The sequence below is a fragment of the Paraburkholderia silvatlantica genome (genome assembly GCF_003096715.1).
Lineage (GTDB): Bacteria > Pseudomonadota > Gammaproteobacteria > Burkholderiales > Burkholderiaceae > Paraburkholderia > Paraburkholderia silvatlantica.
The window spans coordinates 127,230-144,529 of the sequence record NZ_QEOL01000004.1; the positions used below are offsets into that span (position 1 = coordinate 127,230).

Annotated in this window: 16 protein-coding genes; 15 read left to right on the top strand and 1 reads right to left on the bottom strand. The window is 65.0% G+C overall.

Annotation, left to right across the window (positions count from 1 at the left end; genetic code table 11):
* The 5 genes from C7411_RS06995 (at position 1) to C7411_RS07015 (ending at position 4,858) form a co-directional block, all read left to right on the top strand.
* Positions 1–1,203, top strand: coding sequence for a tryptophan--tRNA ligase (locus C7411_RS06995; RefSeq protein WP_042264918.1), 1,203 nt, complete (start codon positions 1–3; stop codon positions 1,201–1,203).
* Positions 1,204–1,211: 8 nt separating this feature from the next.
* Positions 1,212–1,844 (top strand): class I SAM-dependent methyltransferase, encoded by a 633-nt coding sequence (locus C7411_RS07000; protein WP_110383982.1) that lies wholly within the window; start codon positions 1,212–1,214, stop codon positions 1,842–1,844.
* A 44-nt stretch (positions 1,845–1,888) separates the two neighbouring features.
* Entirely contained in the window at positions 1,889–2,794 is a 906-nt protein-coding gene (gene dapA, locus C7411_RS07005; RefSeq protein WP_110383983.1) for a 4-hydroxy-tetrahydrodipicolinate synthase, read from the top strand.
* Between the two features lie 136 nt (positions 2,795–2,930).
* Positions 2,931–4,070 carry an outer membrane protein assembly factor BamC gene (gene bamC / locus C7411_RS07010; protein WP_110383984.1) on the top strand — a complete coding sequence of 380 codons (1,140 nt, stop codon included), beginning with the start codon at positions 2,931–2,933 and terminating at the stop codon, positions 4,068–4,070.
* Positions 4,071–4,081: 11 nt separating this feature from the next.
* Positions 4,082–4,858, top strand: coding sequence for an MBL fold metallo-hydrolase (locus C7411_RS07015; protein WP_110383985.1), 777 nt, complete (start codon positions 4,082–4,084; stop codon positions 4,856–4,858).
* Positions 4,859–4,979: 121 nt separating this feature from the next.
* On the opposite strand, the gene C7411_RS07020 is transcribed toward C7411_RS07015, so the two are convergent.
* The gene (locus tag C7411_RS07020; RefSeq protein WP_110383986.1) at positions 4,980–5,678 is read right to left on the bottom strand and encodes a Bax inhibitor-1/YccA family protein; all 699 of its coding nucleotides are present in this window, start codon (positions 5,676–5,678) and stop codon (positions 4,980–4,982) included.
* 303 nt (positions 5,679–5,981) lie between these two features.
* Between C7411_RS07020 and ndk the strand changes: the two genes are divergently transcribed.
* From ndk to hflX, 10 genes are all read left to right on the top strand, one after another.
* Positions 5,982–6,407 (top strand): nucleoside-diphosphate kinase, encoded by a 426-nt coding sequence (ndk, locus tag C7411_RS07025; protein WP_042264931.1) that lies wholly within the window; start codon positions 5,982–5,984, stop codon positions 6,405–6,407.
* A 147-nt stretch (positions 6,408–6,554) separates the two neighbouring features.
* A complete protein-coding gene (rlmN, locus tag C7411_RS07030; protein WP_110384170.1) occupies positions 6,555–7,730 on the top strand; it encodes a dual-specificity RNA methyltransferase RlmN in 1,176 nt (391 codons plus the stop codon).
* A 213-nt stretch (positions 7,731–7,943) separates the two neighbouring features.
* Positions 7,944–9,122, top strand: a complete 1,179-nt coding sequence (locus C7411_RS07035) for a helix-turn-helix domain-containing protein (RefSeq protein WP_110383987.1) — start codon at positions 7,944–7,946, stop codon at positions 9,120–9,122.
* Positions 9,123–9,246: 124 nt separating this feature from the next.
* Positions 9,247–10,554, top strand: coding sequence for a flavodoxin-dependent (E)-4-hydroxy-3-methylbut-2-enyl-diphosphate synthase (ispG, locus tag C7411_RS07040; RefSeq protein WP_181431324.1), 1,308 nt, complete (start codon positions 9,247–9,249; stop codon positions 10,552–10,554).
* A gap of 63 nt (positions 10,555–10,617) precedes the next feature.
* Complete coding sequence (gene hisS, locus C7411_RS07045) at positions 10,618–11,955, top strand: histidine--tRNA ligase (protein WP_110384171.1); 1,338 nt, start codon at positions 10,618–10,620, stop codon at positions 11,953–11,955.
* Positions 11,956–12,034: 79 nt separating this feature from the next.
* The gene (locus C7411_RS07050) at positions 12,035–12,664 is read left to right on the top strand and encodes a YfgM family protein (RefSeq protein ID WP_110383989.1); all 630 of its coding nucleotides are present in this window, start codon (positions 12,035–12,037) and stop codon (positions 12,662–12,664) included.
* Positions 12,665–12,760: 96 nt separating this feature from the next.
* Positions 12,761–13,906 (top strand): outer membrane protein assembly factor BamB, encoded by a 1,146-nt coding sequence (bamB, locus tag C7411_RS07055; protein WP_110383990.1) that lies wholly within the window; start codon positions 12,761–12,763, stop codon positions 13,904–13,906.
* A gap of 356 nt (positions 13,907–14,262) precedes the next feature.
* Positions 14,263–15,597, top strand: a complete 1,335-nt coding sequence (der, locus tag C7411_RS07060) for a ribosome biogenesis GTPase Der (RefSeq protein WP_110383991.1) — start codon at positions 14,263–14,265, stop codon at positions 15,595–15,597.
* Between the two features lie 165 nt (positions 15,598–15,762).
* Positions 15,763–15,999, top strand: a complete 237-nt coding sequence (hfq, locus tag C7411_RS07065; protein ID WP_027793540.1) for an RNA chaperone Hfq — start codon at positions 15,763–15,765, stop codon at positions 15,997–15,999.
* 59 nt (positions 16,000–16,058) lie between these two features.
* Positions 16,059–17,243, top strand: a complete 1,185-nt coding sequence (gene hflX / locus C7411_RS07070) for a GTPase HflX (RefSeq protein ID WP_110383992.1) — start codon at positions 16,059–16,061, stop codon at positions 17,241–17,243.
* Positions 17,244–17,300: the final 57 nt, after the last annotated feature.

Consider the following 17,300-nt stretch of genomic DNA (forward strand, 5'->3'; position numbering starts at 1 on the left):
ATGTTCCCAGACCGTATCTTCTCCGGCATGCGGCCCACCGGGTCGCTGCACCTCGGCCACTATCACGGCGTGCTGAAAAACTGGGTGCGCCTGCAGTCCGAGTATCCGTGCTTCTTTTGCGTGGTCGACTGGCATGCGCTCACTACGCACTACGAAACGCCGGATGTCATCGAGAAGAACGTCTGGGACGTGCTGATCGACTGGCTCGCCTCGGGCATCGACCCGAACCAGGCCACGCTCTTCATCCAGAGCCGTGTGCCCGAGCACGCCGAACTCGCGCTGCTGCTCGGCATGAGCACGCCGCTGTCGTGGCTCGAACGCGTGCCGACCTACAAGGAGCAGATCGAAAAGCTGCGCGACAAGGATCTCGGCACCTACGGCTTCCTCGGCTACCCGGTGCTGATGGCAGCCGACATTCTGCTGTACCGCGCGTCGCTCGTGCCGGTGGGCGAGGATCAGGTGCCGCACGTCGAGATGGCGCGCGAAATGGCGCGCCGCTTCAACTACATGTACGGCCGCGAACCGGGCTTCGAAGAAAAGGCCAACGATGCGGCGAAGAAGCTGGGCGGCAAGCGCTCGAAGCTCTACCATGAGCTGCGCAACGCCTATCAGCAGGAAGGCAATGAGGAGGCGCTCGAACAGGCCCGCGCGATGCTCTCGGAGTCGCAAAGCCTCTCGATGAGCGATCGCGAACGTCTCTTCGGCTACCTCGAAGGCTCGCGCAAGATCATCCTGCCGGAGCCGCAGGTGCTGCTCACGGAGGCTTCGCGCATGCCGGGCCTCGACGGCCAGAAGATGTCGAAGTCGTACGGCAACACCATTGGCCTGCGCGAGGACGCCGAGTCGATCACGAAGAAGGTCCGCACCATGCCGACCGACCCCGCGCGCGTGCGCCGCACCGATCCGGGCGATCCGGACAAGTGCCCGGTGTGGCAACTGCACCAGGTCTACACGGATGAGCAGACGCACGACTGGGTGCAGAAGGGCTGCCGCTCGGCCGGCATCGGTTGTCTGGAGTGCAAGCAGCCGGTGATCGAGGGCATCCTGCGCGAGCAGCAGCCCATGCTCGAACGCGCACAGAAGTACATGGACGATCCGTCGCTGCTGCGTGCAATTGTCGCGGATGGCTGCGACAAGGCGCGCAAGTTCGCCAACGAGACGATGCGCGACGTGCGTGAGGCCATGGGCCTCTCGTACAGCTGACCCGGCCGATGACGTCGACGCCTGCCGCCGGCCCGCTCGCCCACGGGCTCTCCGGGCCGTCGCGCTGGGTGCGCCGCTGGGCGCACCTCATCGCGCCTGGCGGCACGGTGCTCGACGTGGCCTCCGGCGCGGGACGCCACGCGCGTTGGCTGGCTGGCCAAGGCCATCCGGTGACGGCGCTCGATCGCGACGCCGCCGCGCTCGCCACGTTGCACGGCGTAGCGGGTGTCGCGACTCTGGAGTGCGACCTCGAAGGCGCGCCGTGGCCGCTCGCGGCGGACGCCCGCTTTGCAGCCGTGGTCGTCACGAACTACCTGCACCGCCCCCTCATGCCCCGACTCGTCGAGGTGCTGGCGCCGGGCGGCGTCCTGATCTACGAAACTTTCGCTCAGGGTAACGAGACAGTGGGAAAGCCATCGAACCCCGCTTTCCTGCTCGCTCCCGGCGAACTGCTGGCCGCCTGTACGCCCGCGCTGCGGGTAATCGCCTATCAGGACGGATTTCTTTCGCAGCCGCGTGAGGCGTATATTCAGCGCATCTGCGCAGTACGGGAAAAAACGACCTCAGTGTCCCCCGAAAGAGCCGGTAATGTACCTGAGAACCAGGTCCTTCCCGTAACGCGTTACGATCTGACCGGCTAATCCGCTACAATCGCGGTTTAACCGACTCATTTTTCTGGCGTTTCATGGCTAACGGCACTCAGGACGGCATTACGCTGCAAGGCAGCATTCCCGCGATCGTCACCCCCATGCACGAAGACGGCAGTCTCGACCTGCCGGCATTTCGCAAGCTGATCGACTGGCACGTGGAAGAGGGGACGGATGCCCTCGTCGTCGTCGGTACGAGCGGGGAGTCCGCCACGCTGAACGTCGAAGAGCACATCCTGATGATCAGGACGGCGGTCGAGCACGCCGCTGGCCGGATGCCGATCATCGCGGGCGCCGGCGGCAATTCCACGGCCGAGGCCATCGAACTCACGAAGCACGCGAAGGAAGTGGGCGCGCAGGCGTCGCTTCAGGTCGTGCCCTATTACAACAAGCCGACCCAGGAAGGCATGTACCGCCACTTCGCGAAGATCGCCGAAGACGTGGACCTGCCGGTTATCCTCTACAACGTGCCGGGCCGCACGGTCGCGGACATGGCGAACGAGACCATCCTGCGTCTGGCCGAAGTGCCGGGCATCATCGCGGTGAAAGAAGCGACGGGTAACATCGACCGCGCTGCGTATCTCATCAAGCACGCGCCGAACGGCTTCAGGATTTTCAGCGGCGACGATCCCACGGCGATCGCGCTGATGCTGCTCGGCGGCCACGGTAATATTTCGGTGACCGCGAACGTTGCGCCGCGCCAGATGAGCGACCTGTGCAAGGCCGCGCTCGCTGGCGATGCGAAAACGGCACGTGCGATCCATATGAAGCTGTTGTCGCTTCACAAGAACCTGTTCATCGAGTCGAATCCGATTCCGGTGAAGTGGGCGCTGCAGGAACTCGGCCGCATCGAAGGCGGCATCCGACTGCCGCTCACGCCGCTCGATGCGCGCTACCACGACGTGGTGCGCGCCGCGCTGCGCGAAGCCGGTCTGGCTGGCTGATCCGGTCAGCCAGTCGCCGATTTATCAACCGACGCCGCCAAGGCCCAGCCGCCCAACCACTGAAAGACCTCGGACCGACCCCGGCCCCACCGTCTCGCAGAGCAAGGCTTAGCGTTCCCGTATCACGAAGGCCCACATGAAACGTTCCGCTTTTTCCCTCCACGCAACCCGCATGGCGGTGCTGGCGCTTGCACTCGGCTCGCTCGCAGGCTGCGAGTCGCTGAACGACATGTTCGCGTCCGATCGCGTCAATTACAAGGACACGCCGAGCGCGCCGCCGCTGAACGTGCCGCAGGATCTGTCGTCGGCGCCGAACGACCAGAAGTACGTCGCGCCGCCGCCCACGGTCACGCTTGGCGGCGCCGCGCAGCGCACGCTCACGCCGGCCGGCAACGCCACGCTCGGCGTGCCGGATGCGCAGGATCCGCTCGGCATGCACGTGGAACGCGACGGCGACCGCCGCTGGCTCGTGGTGGACGGCCGCTCGCCTGACGACGTCTGGCCGCAGCTGCAGGAATTCTGGACGGAAAACGGCTTCACGCTGACGACCGATTCTCCGTCCACGGGCATCATGACGACCGACTGGGCCGAGAACCGCGCCAACATTCCGGACGATTGGTTCCGCCGCACGATCGGCCGCGTGATCGATTTCGCGTACTCGTCGGGCACGCGCGACCGCTTCCGCGTGCTGGTTTCGCGTGGCCCGGACGGTCAAACCGACATTTCCGTCACGCATAACGCCATGGAAGAAGTGCTGACGGGGCAGGACAAGACCGGGTCGAAGTGGGTCGAGCGTCCGCGCGACCCGGCGCTCGAAGCCGCGTTCCTCGCCAAGATCATGCAGAAGTTCGGCCTGACCGACGCGCAATCCAAGCAACTGCTGACCGACGCACGCCCGTCGACGGCTGGCGTCAAGGTCGCCGCCGGTCCTGACGGCACGACGCTCGACCTGCCCGAAGCGTTCGACACCGCGTGGCTGCGTGTGGGCCTCGCGCTCGACCGCACGAATTTCACGGTCGATAATCGCGACCGCGAGAAGGGCCTCTACTACGTGCGCTACGCCGATTCGATGCAGGAGCTCAAGGGCGACGGACTGCTCGGCAAGCTTTTCTACAACCCGAAGAAGGCCGCGAAGGATCAGGGTCCGGAATACGTCGTAGCGGTTCGCTCGACGGGCAATTCGACCCAGGTTGCCGTGGTCGACCAGAGCGGCCGCATCGATACCTCGTCGGACGCCCAGCGCATCGTCTCCGCGCTCCACGCGCAGCTGAACTGACGTGCGCTGACATGCGATTTGCGAGCCTCGGCAGCGGCAGCGAGGGCAACGCACTGGTCGTAGAAGCAGGCAGCGGCACGACGCCCACGCGCGTGCTGCTCGACTGCGGATTCTCAGCGAAGGAAGTCGAGCGGCGCCTCGCCCGCGCGGGCCTGGCCGCGGACTCGCTCAGCGCGATTCTCATCACCCACGAACACAGCGATCACGTCGGCAGTGCGCTCACGCTGGCGCGCCGCTGGTCGGTTCCGCTTTACATGAGCTGGGGCACGGCGCAGGCCGTGGGTGCCGACGACGCGGCAGGCGTCGAGCTCAACGTGTTGTGGGGCGACGAGACGGTCGAAGTCGGCGAACTCGGCGTTTTGCCCTACACGGTGCCGCACGACGCGCGCGAGCCGCTGCAATTCGTGTTCAGCGACGGCGCGAGCCGGCTTGGGGTGCTGACCGACGTTGGCGAGTCGACATCGCATATCAGCAATGTGCTGAGCGGGTGTGACGCACTGGTCCTCGAATGCAATCACGACCTCGAGATGCTCGCGGCGAGCCGTTATCCGGCTTCGCTCAAGGCGCGCATTGGCGGATCGCACGGTCACCTGAACAACGAGGCGGCCGGCGGTATCCTAGCGGGACTGGATCGCGCGAAGCTGCGGCATTTGATCGCTGCGCACCTGAGCCAGCAGAACAACACACCGGAGCTTGCGCGTGCGGCAATGGCCGCGGTTCTGGGAAATGCCGCGACGCAAATCGGGGTCGCTTCGCAAGCCGCGGGTTTCGACTGGATCGCGCTCTGAATCCCGCGCCCGCGCGACAGCCAAAGCCAGTAGACGAAAAAAAAGCCCATGACGAAAATCATGGGCTTTCTGCTTGCTGAGGCCGGAGTCTTTCGATCCGGCCCCATCAGAGTGTGACGCTTTAGTTACGGTTGCCGCCGAAGATGCCGAGGATGGCGAGCAGGTTCGTGAACACGTTATACAGGTCCAGATAGATCGCGAGCGTGGCCGAGATGTAGTTCGTCTCGCCGCCGTTCACGACGCGCTGCACGTCGAACAGCATGTAGGCCGAGAAGATCGCGATGGCGAGCACCGAAACCGTGAGCATCAGCGCGGGCAACTGCAGGAACATGTTCGCCACGCCGGCCAGCAGGATCACGATCACGCCCATGAAGAGCCACTTGCCAAGGCCCGAGAAGTCTCGCTTGCTGACCGTGGCGATGGTGGCCATGGCGGTGAAAATGATGCCGGTGCCGCCGAACGCGAGCATGATGAGCTGCGGGCCGTTCGAAAAGCCGAGGACGAACGACAGCAGGCGCGAAAGCATCAGGCCCATGAAGAACGTGAAGCCGAGCAGCACGAACACGCCCACCGAGCTGTTCTTGGTGCGCTCGATGGCGAACATGAAGCCGAAGGCGATCGCGAAGAACGCGAGCAGGCTCATGGCCGGGCTGGTAGCGGCAAAAAGCGAGAAGCCGGTCGCGACGCCCACCCACGCGCCGAGCACCGTCGGCACCATCGACAGCGCGAGCAGCCAGTAGGTGTTGCGCAGTACGCGGTTGCGGGTCTCCGCCGAGGTGACGGCGCCGCCGCGGCCGAAGTTATAGGGATACTCGTTCATGCTTTCTCCTTGCGTGAGACGCGTGGGTGAGGGGGCGCAGGTGCGCGGTCCGCACACCCATAAGATAAGTGCGCCGACCCAGAGTTTCAACGGGTTGCCACACAGTTTCCGTTATGTTTGCACACCATATGCCGCCAATCTTAAGCCTCTCTGAATGGCACGGCAGCGCGGTGCATATGCCCGGCTTGCGCTCATTTGCCCCGGTTCGCCGGCCTATGAGGGTTCAATCGCAATCATACATGGGAACATGCTACAATTGCGGATTCATTTGAATCTGTAACCTCTTAATTTTTTGGAGCTTTTATGGCGATCGAACGCACCCTGTCGATTATCAAGCCGGACGCAGTGGCAAAGAACGTGATCGGCCAGATCTACAGCCGCTTCGAAAACGCTGGTCTGAAGATCATTGCCGCCCGTATGGTCCACCTCTCGCGCGCCGACGCAGAGAAGTTCTATGCTGTTCACGCAGCGCGCCCGTTCTTCAAGGACCTCGTGGACTTCATGGTCTCGGGCCCGGTGATGATTCAAGTGCTGGAAGGCGAGAACGCCATCCTGAAGAACCGCGATCTGATGGGTGCAACGGACCCGAAGAAGGCCGACAAGGGCACGATCCGCGCCGACTTCGCCGACAGCATCGACGCGAACGCCGTGCACGGCTCGGACGCCGCTGAAACGGCTGCCGTGGAAATTGCGTTCTTCTTCCCGCAAGTTAACGTCTACTCGCGCTAAGCAAGGCGCGGGCAGACTGCAGTAGTAGCATAGGGTCGCGAACGGCGATGACGCTTACCGTCCAGTTCCCGGTGCCGCGCAAGTGCGCAGGCAGCCGGGCAACGCGGGCGGTGGGCGCGCTCTCGCACTGAAATGGCAGGATTCGACATGACGAGCAGTTCCACCGTCAACCTTCTCGATCTCGACGCCCAAGGGCTCGTCGCCTATTGCGAGAGCCTGGGCGAGAAGCCGTTTCGCGCCAAACAGCTTCAGCGCTGGATCCATCAGTACAACGCCGCCGACTTCGACGGTATGACGGATCTCGCCAAATCGCTGCGCGAGAAGCTCAAAGGGCGCGCCACCATCGGCATGCCCGGCATCATCAGCGACAATGTTTCCTCCGACGGCACGCGCAAGTGGCTCGTGGACGTCGGCAACGGCAACGCGGTCGAAACCGTGTTCATCCCCGAAGACAACCGCGGCACGCTGTGCGTGTCCTCGCAGGCGGGATGCGCGGTCAATTGCCGGTTTTGCTCCACCGGCAAGCAAGGTTTTTCACGCAATCTCACCACCGCCGAGATCATCGGCCAGCTGCGCATGGCGGAATTCGCCCTGCGCGCTTCGCTTTTGGGCGACGCAGCTGAAAATCGCGGCGGCCGTGCGACCGGCGGTGACGGCAAGGGCGAGCGCGTCGTCACGAATGTCGTGATGATGGGTATGGGCGAGCCGCTTCTGAACTACGACGCGGTCGTTCCCGCCATGCGCCTGATGCTCGACGACAACGCCTATGGCCTGTCGCGCCGGCGCGTCACGCTGTCCACGTCGGGCGTCGTGCCGATGATGGATCGCCTCGGGGCCGAGCTGCCCGTGGCGCTCGCCGTCTCCCTGCATGCGCCGAACGACGCGCTGCGCGACGAACTCGTGCCGCTCAACCGCAAGTACCCGCTGCGCGAGTTGATGGCCGCGTGCCAGCGCTACCTGGAAGTCGCGCCGCGCGACTTCATCACGTTTGAGTACTGCATGCTCGACGGCGTCAACGACACCGAAAAGCACGCGCGGGAATTGCTCGCGGTGACGCGCGACGTCCCGTGCAAGTTCAATCTGATCCCGTTCAATCCGTTCCCCGAGTCGGGCTTGCTGCGCTCGAAATCGGACCAGATCAAGCGCTTCGCGCAGATTCTGATGGATGCGGGCGTCGTCACGACCGTGCGCAAGACGCGCGGCGACGACATCGACGCGGCATGCGGGCAGCTCGCCGGCGAAGTGAAGGACCGCACGCGCCTCGCTGAGCGCATGGGCCGGGCCGCGGGCAAGGTCATCGAAGTACGGCCGGTTCAGCACTGAGCCGGCATCAGGAGGGTCCACGGCGGCGCGCGGGGGAAACGCGCCACCCTGGGCGGTAGCAAAAGAAACGTTGCAGAAGCGATCGGCAGCGGTCAAAGGTCTCACAATGTGGCCGCGCATTTTGTTATAAACGGTCTGCGAATCGGGTTGAGGCGGGGCGGGACGCGCCTGACCGGTTCCAGTATTGAAAAGAATCGACGCAAGGACTTTGGGATGAGCGAGCCGCAGCACCCTTTCGGGACAGACGGAACTGACAGCAACGCAGGTCGTTCGGCGCCGGGCGCCACACCTTCGCCGGTGCAGGCAGTGCCCGACACGCTGGCCGCGGCCGGTGCGCGTCTTGCGCAACTGCGCGAGGCCAAGGGTTGGGCGATCGAAGACGTCTCGGCGCGCCTGAAGGTGTCGGTGTCGAAGCTGCGCGAACTCGAAGCGGGCGATATCAGCCATCTGCCGGACACGACGTTCGCGCTTGGCGTGGTGCGCGCCTACGCGAAGCTGCTGGGTACGGATTCCGCGCCGTTCACGCAGGCGTTGCGCCGCGAGCGCGGCATTGCGCAGCCCGATCTGTCGATGCCGGCTTCGGCCGGCTCGGATCTGCCGCGCGGCCGCGTATCGCTGTCGCTCGGCGGCAGCGGCGCGCGGGCGCCGCGCCGCCGCGCGTCGTGGTTGTGGGGTGTGGCCATCATCGTGGTCGCGGTGCTTGCGCTTTCCATGTGGCACACGAACAGCGGCGAGTCGTCGGCCTGGTTTGCGCGCCTGAAGGCGATGGCCAACGGTGCGAGCGTGCAGACGGGCGCGTCGTCGCCGACGGTGACGCAGGGCGTTGCAACCGGCAGCACCGATGCATCGGCTGTGCAGGGCGCCGGCCAGTCCGCTGCGCCGCAGGCCGGTGACGCAAACGAGGCGGGCGAGAACGCCAACGCGGCTCCCGATCAAGGCGCCGCGGCGAGCGCGCAGCAAGCTGCGCAACCGTCGCAACCCGTGCCTCAGGCGACGCAACCGGCGCCCCAGGCCGCGAAGCCCGCTGCTGCAAGCGCGGCGCCGGCGGCAGCCGTCGCCAACGCGGCAAGCGCTGCGCGCGCCCAGGCGGCGAGCGCGCCGGCCGCAGCGGCAGCCCAGGCTGCGGTTGCCGACAACGGCGCGGACACCTCGACGTTCGCGATCCGCGTGACGCAGGACACCTGGGTCAGTGTGCGCCAGAAGGACGGCAAGGAAGTGTTCTCGGGGCTGATCCACGGCAGCGACGCGCGTGAGATCACCGGCACCGAGCCGCTCAAGGTCACCGTGGGCAACAAGGCCGGCATCGAGTCGATGACCATCGACGGCCAGCCCGTCGACACGGCGAAGTACGCGTCGGCGCGTGGCAATGTCGCGCGCTTCGTGCTGCCCTGATCAAGACATGGCATGCGTCGCGGCCAGGCAAGTCTCGTTGCCGGCCGCGACGCTTTTTCAATTCACGCAGTGCCGCCGCCGACCAGTCGGCGATAGTGTGCGTGAGGCGTAAATGGGTTTTTCGATGCAAAGCGAAACGCAATCCTCGACCAGCAACAGTCAGATCTGCTCGAACGAGCCGGTTCTCGGCGGCCACGCGCCGCGCCGCAAGTCGCACGCCGTGCATGTGCGCTGGGGTGGCCAGCTGGTGACGATCGGCGGCGACGCGCCGGTGCGCGTGCAGTCGATGACCAACACCGACACCGCGGATCCCATCGGCACCGCGATCCAGATCAAGGAACTCGCGCAGGCGGGTTCGGAACTCGTGCGCATCACGGTCAACACGCCGGAAGCCGCGGCGGCTGTGCCGCATATCCGCGAGCAGCTCGACCGCATGGGCGTGACGGTGCCGCTCGTCGGCGACTTCCACTACAACGGCCACCTGCTGCTGCGCGACTATCCCGCCTGTGCCGAGTCGCTGTCGAAGTACCGCATCAACCCGGGCAACGTGGGCCAGGGCGCGAAGCGCGACACGCAGTACGCGCAGATGATCGAAGCGGCCATCAAGTACGACAAGCCGGTGCGCATCGGCGTGAACTGGGGCAGTCTCGACCAGGACCTGCTCGCGCGCATGATGGACGAGAACGGTGCGCGCAAGGAGCCGTGGGAAGCGCAAAGCGTGATGTACGAAGCGCTCATTCAGTCGGCCATCGGCTCGGCGGAACGCGCAGTCGAGCTCGGCCTCGGCCGCGACAAGATCGTCCTCTCGTGCAAGGTGAGCGGCGTGCAGGACCTGATCGCCGTCTACCAGGAACTCGCGAAGCGCTGCGATTTCGCGCTGCACCTGGGCCTCACGGAAGCGGGCATGGGCTCGAAGGGCATCGTCGCTTCGACGGCGGCGCTTTCCGTGCTGCTCCAGCAGGGCATCGGCGACACGATCCGCATCTCGCTCACGCCGGAACCGGGCGGGGCGCGTACGGGTGAAGTCGTGGTTGGCCAGGAAATCCTGCAGACCATGGGCCTGCGCTCGTTCACGCCGATGGTCATCGCTTGCCCCGGCTGCGGGCGCACGACCAGCACGCTGTTCCAGGAACTGGCTTCGCAGATCCAGGGCTATCTGCGTGCGCAGATGCCGATCTGGCGCGACGAGTATCCTGGCGTCGAGACGATGAACGTCGCCGTGATGGGCTGCATCGTGAACGGGCCGGGCGAGTCGAAGCACGCGAACATCGGCATCAGCCTGCCGGGCTCGGGGGAGAACCCCGCGGCGCCGGTCTTCATCGATGGCGAGAAGGTGAAGACGCTGCGCGGCGAGCGCATCGCCGAAGAATTCCAGCAGATCGTGAGCGACTACGTCGCGCGCAAGTACGGCAAGGCCGAAGCGACGAACTGAGCAAGCCGGTCAATGGGCCTGTCGCTCGAAACGCACAACTGCATCAAGCCAATTCGCAACGCAATGACTGAACAAAAACGCAAGCCCGAAAAGCTCTCGGGCGTGAAGGGCATGAACGACATCCTGCCGCAGGAGGCAGGGCTGTGGGAATTCTTCGAAACCACGGTGAAGTCGATGCTTCGTTCGTACGGCTATCAAAATATCCGCACGCCGATCGTCGAGCATACGCAACTGTTCACGCGCGGCATCGGCGAAGTGACCGACATCGTCGAGAAGGAGATGTACAGCTTCACCGACGCGCTCAACGGCGAGAACCTCACGCTGCGCCCGGAAGGCACGGCGGCTGCCGTGCGCGCGTCGATCGAGCACAACATGCTGTACGACGGTCCGAAGCGCCTTTGGTACATCGGCCCGATGTTCCGCCACGAGCGTCCGCAGCGCGGCCGCTATCGCCAGTTCCATCAGGTGGGCGTCGAGGCGCTCGGTTTCGCCGGCCCCGATGCCGACGCTGAAATCATCCTGATGTGCCAACGCCTCTGGGACGATCTCGGCCTCACCGGCATCAAGCTCGAGATCAACTCGCTCGGCGTGGCCGAAGAGCGCGCGGCGCATCGCGTCGAACTCATCAAGTATCTCGAGCAGCACGTCGATCTGCTCGACGAAGACGGCAAGCGCCGCCTCTACACGAACCCGCTGCGCGTGCTCGACACGAAGAATCCCGCGCTGCAGGAAATCGCGGACAAGGCGCCGAAGCTCATCGATTTCCTCGGCGAGGGCTCGCGCGCGCACTTCGAAGGGCTGCAGCGCATTCTCAAGTCGAACAACATTCCGTTCAAGATCAATCCGCGTCTCGTGCGCGGTCTCGATTACTACAATCTGACCGTGTTCGAATGGGTGACCGACAAGCTCGGCGCGCAGGGCACCGTCGCGGCGGGCGGCCGTTACGATCCGCTGATCGAGCAGCTGGGCGGCAAGCCGACGGCAGCGTGCGGCTGGGCCATGGGCATCGAGCGCATTCTCGAACTGCTCAAGGAAGAGGACCTCGTGCCGGAAGAAGAGGGTTGCGATGTCTACGTTGTCCACCAGGGCGAAGCCGCGCGCGAGAAGGCGTTCATCGTGGCGGAGCGTCTGCGCGACACGGGCCTCGACGTGATTTTGCATTGCAGTGCCGACGGTCAGAGCGCGAGCTTCAAGTCGCAGATGAAGCGCGCGGACGCGAGCGGTGCGGCTTTTGCCGTGGTGCTCGGCGAGGACGAAGTGGCGAAGGGCGAGGCCGGTGTGAAGGCGCTGCGCGGCACGGCCGCAGAGGCCCGCAGCGAGCAACAAACGGTAGCGCTTGAGGACTTGACCGAATATCTGATCAATGCGATGGTTGCATCCGCCGAAGATGGCGACGACTAATGGGGCCGTTCCAATGCGGCCGCCCAGTTCGCTGAGCATTCGAAAACAGGCTTCAGAATAAACGAGGAATCGCTACGCGATGAGTTACCACGACGAACAGGAATCGATCGAGAGCTTCAAGGCATGGTGGGCGCAGTGGGGTAACGCCACTACGTGGGTCGTGCTGATCGTTCTGCTCGCGCTCGCAGCGTGGAACGGCTGGAACTTCTGGCAGCGCCGCCAGGCGGCCGAAGCCGCCGTACTGTACGACCAGGTGCAGCAGGCCGCGAACGGCAGCGACAAGGCCATGCTCACGCGCGTGGCATCCGACATGGAAGATCGCTTCGGCGGCACGGCGTACGCGCAGATGACGGCGCTCGGCGTGGCCAAGGCGCTTTATATGGCGGGCGACACCGCGGGCGCGAAGGCGCAGCTGCAATGGGCCGCCGACCACGCGAAGGACGACGAATTCCGCCAGATCGCCAAGCTGCGTCTCGCATCGCTTCTGCTCGACGAAAAGGCCTACGATCAGGGCCTCGCGCTGATTCCGCAACCCGATTCGGGTCCGTTCAAGGGCATCGTGGCCGACGGCCGTGGCGATCTGCTGGCTGCGGCCGGCAAGCGCGACGACGCGCGCGCGGCCTACAAACTGGCCCTCGACAGCCTGCCGAAGAGCGACGCTTCCGAGCGCCAGCTGATCCAGTTCAAGCTGGACGCGCTCGGCGGCTAAGCGGCCGGCCGGATTGCGAAGCGCGTCCGGCGTGCGTCACGTACGTACGGCATTGCGAAATCACTCATACCAACTTCATTCATGCGTCGTTCACCGATGAATCTGCTGAAACGAACCGTTGTGCCCGTCGCGCTCGCGATGACCGTCCTGGCTCTCGCAGCCTGCTCATCGACGAAAGACGTGCGCCGCGTGCCGGTGCCGCTGACCGAATTCAAGCCGGCGCTGGACGTCCAGCAGGTGTGGAAGTCGAGTGTCGGCAAGGCCGGCCGTTATCTGTTCTCGCCGGTCGCCGTGGGCGACGCCGTCTACGCGGCGGGCGAGAACGGCTCGGTCGCGAAGATCGATGCCGCGTCGGGCAAGGACATCTGGCGCACCAAGCTCAAGGACGACATCTCGGCGGGCGTGGGCAGCGACGGCAATCTGACGGCCGTCGGCGGCCTGAAGGGCGACGTCTACGTGCTCGACGCGAACGGCAAGCTCTCGTGGCAGGCCAAGGCGCCGGGCGAGATCATCTCGCCGCCGCTTGTCGGCAACGGCCTCGTGATCGTGCGCACGATCGACGGCCAGATCGTCGCCTTCAACGGCCAGACGGGCGAGCAGAAGTGGATCTACCGCAACCGCGCCGTGCCGCTGAACCTGCGCGTTTCGGCGGGCATGACGTTCGCGGGCGACCAGGCCGTGCTGGCCGGTTTCCCGGGCGGTTCGTTCGCGGCGATCAACCTGCAAAGCGGCGACGCCTTCTGGGAGACGCCGGTCTCGTACCCGAAGGGCGTGACCGAGGTCGAGCGCATCAACGACGTGAGCGGTCCGCCCACGCTGGTCGGAGCGACGACCTGCGCGGTCACGTTCCAGGGGCAGATTGGCTGCTTCGACGCCAATTCGGGTCGTCCGATGTGGCAAAAGCCGTTCTCGAGCACGAGTGGCATCGCGCAGGACGAAGCGACGGTGGTGGGCGGCGACGACTGGTCGGTCGTGAGGGCCTTCAGCGTGTCGACGGGCGAGCCGGCCTGGACGAACGAGAAACTCAAGAGCCGCGACGTGAGCGTGCCCGCCTTGCTGGGCCATGCGGTCGTGCTCGGCGACTTTCAGGGCTACGTGCATTTCCTCTCGCTCGACGACGGCAGCTTCGTCTCGCGCGTGAAGACCGACGGCAGCCCGATCACGGCGGCGCCGGTGCTCGCAGGCAACACGCTGGTCGTGCAGACGAAGGACGGCGACCTGTACGGTCTGCGTCCGCACTAAGCGTCGTCCGCGGCCGCGCCTCACGAGCGGCGCGCTGCTGGATGCAGGTGCATGAGGCGCTGGAGCCGGCAGGCTCCGATGTCTCGCCCGCTGGCCGGCTCGAGCCGGCCATGCGCATTTTGGGACGGCGGCGTGCGCGACCCCGCCGTTCACCCGCTGTTCACCCGCTTCACCGTTACCGCCACCCGGCGGTCGTGCGGCGTCCAGCCCCGCTCGCGCCGCGCTTTCGGCCCGGGGCCGCGGCCCGGCTCGTGAATTTCGTGATAATTTGCAACTGATGCAGCCCCGCAGGCGCGAGGCTTGCCGCGCAGCGCGCCGGACTCTCCGGCGCTGCGCCTTACTGTAGAAAAGATCAGATGAAACCCGTAATCGCCCTCGTCGGGCGCCCCAATGTGGGGAAATCCACGCTGTTCAACCGGCTCACGCGTTCGCGCGATGCGCTGGTGGCCGACCTGCCTGGCCTCACGCGCGACCGTCACTACGGTGAAGGGCGCGTGGGTGATCGCCCGTATCTTGTAGTCGATACCGGCGGTTTCGAGCCGGTCGCCAAGGACGGCATTCTGCACGAGATGGCGCGTCAGACGCGCCAGGCCGTGGAAGAGGCCGATATCGTCGTGTTCATCTGCGACGGCCGCAATGGCCTGGCTCCCCAGGACAAGCACATCGCCGACTACCTGCGCAAGACCGGCCGGCCGATCTTCCTCGTCGTCAACAAGGCCGAAGGCATGAAGTACAGCGCCGTGGCTGCCGACTTCTACGAACTCGGTCTTGGCGACCCGCGCGCGATTTCCGCGGCGCACGGCGACGGCGTGACGGAAATGATCAACGAGGCGCTCGACAAGGCGTACGCCGATCAGCCCGAGGAAAGCGAAGAGGACGCTGCGAAGCACGGCATCAAGATTGCGATCGTCGGCCGCCCGAACGTGGGCAAGTCGACGCTCGTCAACACGCTGATCGGCGAAGACCGCGTGATCGCATTCGACATGCCGGGCACGACGCGCGATTCGATCTACGTGGATTTCGAGCGCAACGGCAAGAAGTACACGCTGATCGACACGGCGGGTCTGCGCCGCCGCGGCAAGGTGTTCGAAGCGATCGAGAAGTTCTCGGTGGTGAAGACGCTGCAGTCGATCGCCGACGCCAACGTGGTGATTCTGCTGCTCGATGCGCAGCAGGAAATCTCGGACCAGGACGCGCATATCGCCGGCTTCGTGGTGGAACAGGGCCGCGCGCTCGTGGTGGGCGTGAACAAGTGGGACGGGATGGACGATCACGCGCGCGAGCGCACCAAGCACCACCTGCAGCGCAAGCTGAAGTTCCTCGACTTCGCGGAAATGCGCTTCATCTCGGCGACGGAGAAGTTCGGCATTGGCCCGCTGATGCGTTCGGTGGACGACGCCTACGCTGCCGCCATGGCGAAACTGCCCACGCCAAAGCTCACGCGCGCGCTCATCGAAGCGGTGGAGTTTCAGCAGCCGCGCCGCCGCGGTCCGGTGCGCCCCAAGCTGCGCTATGCGCACCAGGGGGGACAGAACCCGCCGATCATCGTCATTCACGGCAACGCACTCGACGCCGTGACGGAAACCTACAAGCGCTACCTGGAGAACCGTTTCCGGGAAACTTTCTCGCTCACCGGCACTCCATTGCGCATAGAGTTTCGCTCCTCGACGAATCCCTATACGGAAAAATAATCAGCTGTTGCTGAATAGCGTTCGCTACCCCGCAAAGCCCGCCTGGCCGAACCGCCAGTAACCGCGCGGGGGAACGAGAATCGGCTATAGTGTAGCGATTGGTGGTTGATTTCTTTTTCTTCACCCCAATATAAGTTAAACCTGCAAAAAAATACGGAGTTTGCTATGAGCAACAAAGGGCAATTGTTACAAGACCCGTTTCTGAACGCGCTGCGCAAGGAGCACGTGCCTGTTTCGATCTATCTGGTCAACGGCATCAAGCTTCAAGGGAACATCGAATCGTTCGACCAGTACGTCGTGTTGCTCCGTAATACGGTTACGCAAATGGTTTACAAGCACGCCATCTCCACGGTGGTTCCCGCCCGTCCGGTGAACTTCCACCCGGATACGGAAGCGTCCTGACCCATGACGCGGCCGGCCCGGGGCGCCTCGCAGGCTGCTCGGGTCCGGCCGCTTTCATTTTGACATCCTCTAATTTGATCAACGCCGCACTCGTCGGCATCGACTTCGGCAAGACCGAGTTCGAAGCCAGTCTCGAAGAACTCAGCCTGCTCGCCAAAAGCGCGGGCGCCACTCCCGCTGTCACGCTCACCGGGCGACGCGCAAGCCCCGACGCCGCCATGTTCATCGGCAGCGGCAAGGCCGAGGAACTGCGTCTCGCCTGTGAGGCGAACGACATCGAAATCGTCATCTTCAATCACGCGCTGTCGCCTGCCCAGCAACGTAATCTGGAGCGCGCACTCGATCGCCGCGTGGTCGACCGCACGAGCCTCATCCTCGATATCTTCGCCCAGCGCGCCCGCAGCCACGAAGGCAAGCTGCAGGTCGAGCTCGCGCAGCTGCAATACCTCGCCACGCGCCTCGTGCGCGCCTGGACTCACCTCGAGCGCCAGAAGGGCGGTATCGGCCTGCGCGGCCCGGGTGAGACGCAGCTGGAAACCGACCGCCGGCTCATCGGCGAGCGCATCAAGATGCTGCAAGGCAAGCTCGCGAAGCTGCGCCGCCAGCACGGCACGCAGCGGCGTCAGCGCGAGCGCAACCGCACGATGTCGGTGTCGCTCGTGGGCTATACGAACGCGGGCAAGTCCACGCTCTTCAACGCCCTCACAAAGGCGCAGGCCTACGCCGCCGACCAGCTGTTCGCGACGCTCGACACGACCTCGCGGCGCGTCTGGCTCGGCGACGAAGTGGGGCAGATCGTGCTGTCCGACACAGTCGGGTTCATCCGCGAGCTGCCTCACCAGCTCGTCGCCGCGTTTCGCGCCACGCTTCAGGAAACGGTGCAGGCCGACCTGCTGCTGCACGTGGTGGACGCGTCGAGCGCCGTGCGCCTCGATCAGATCGATCAGGTGAACGGGGTGCTGCACGATATCGGCGCGGACACGATCCGCCAGGTGCTGGTCTTCAACAAGATCGACGCCGTGCCGGAACTGGCGGCCCGCGGCGGAACGGTCGAGCGTGATGAATATGGTAATATTTCGCGCGTCTTTTTGAGCGCCCGCACAGGTGTCGGACTGGATGCGCTGCGCTCCGCCATCGCCGAAATCGCGACTGCCGAGCCGCTTGCCGATGCGCCGCAGTCCCTGGCCGCAGACTGGAGCGCGGTGCAGGAAGAACCTCGCCGGGAACCCGAACACGAGCGCTGAGGCGCGCCCGGCATTGTCTTGCACGCAAGGCCGGCCCAGCGGCTCCGATGGAATCCG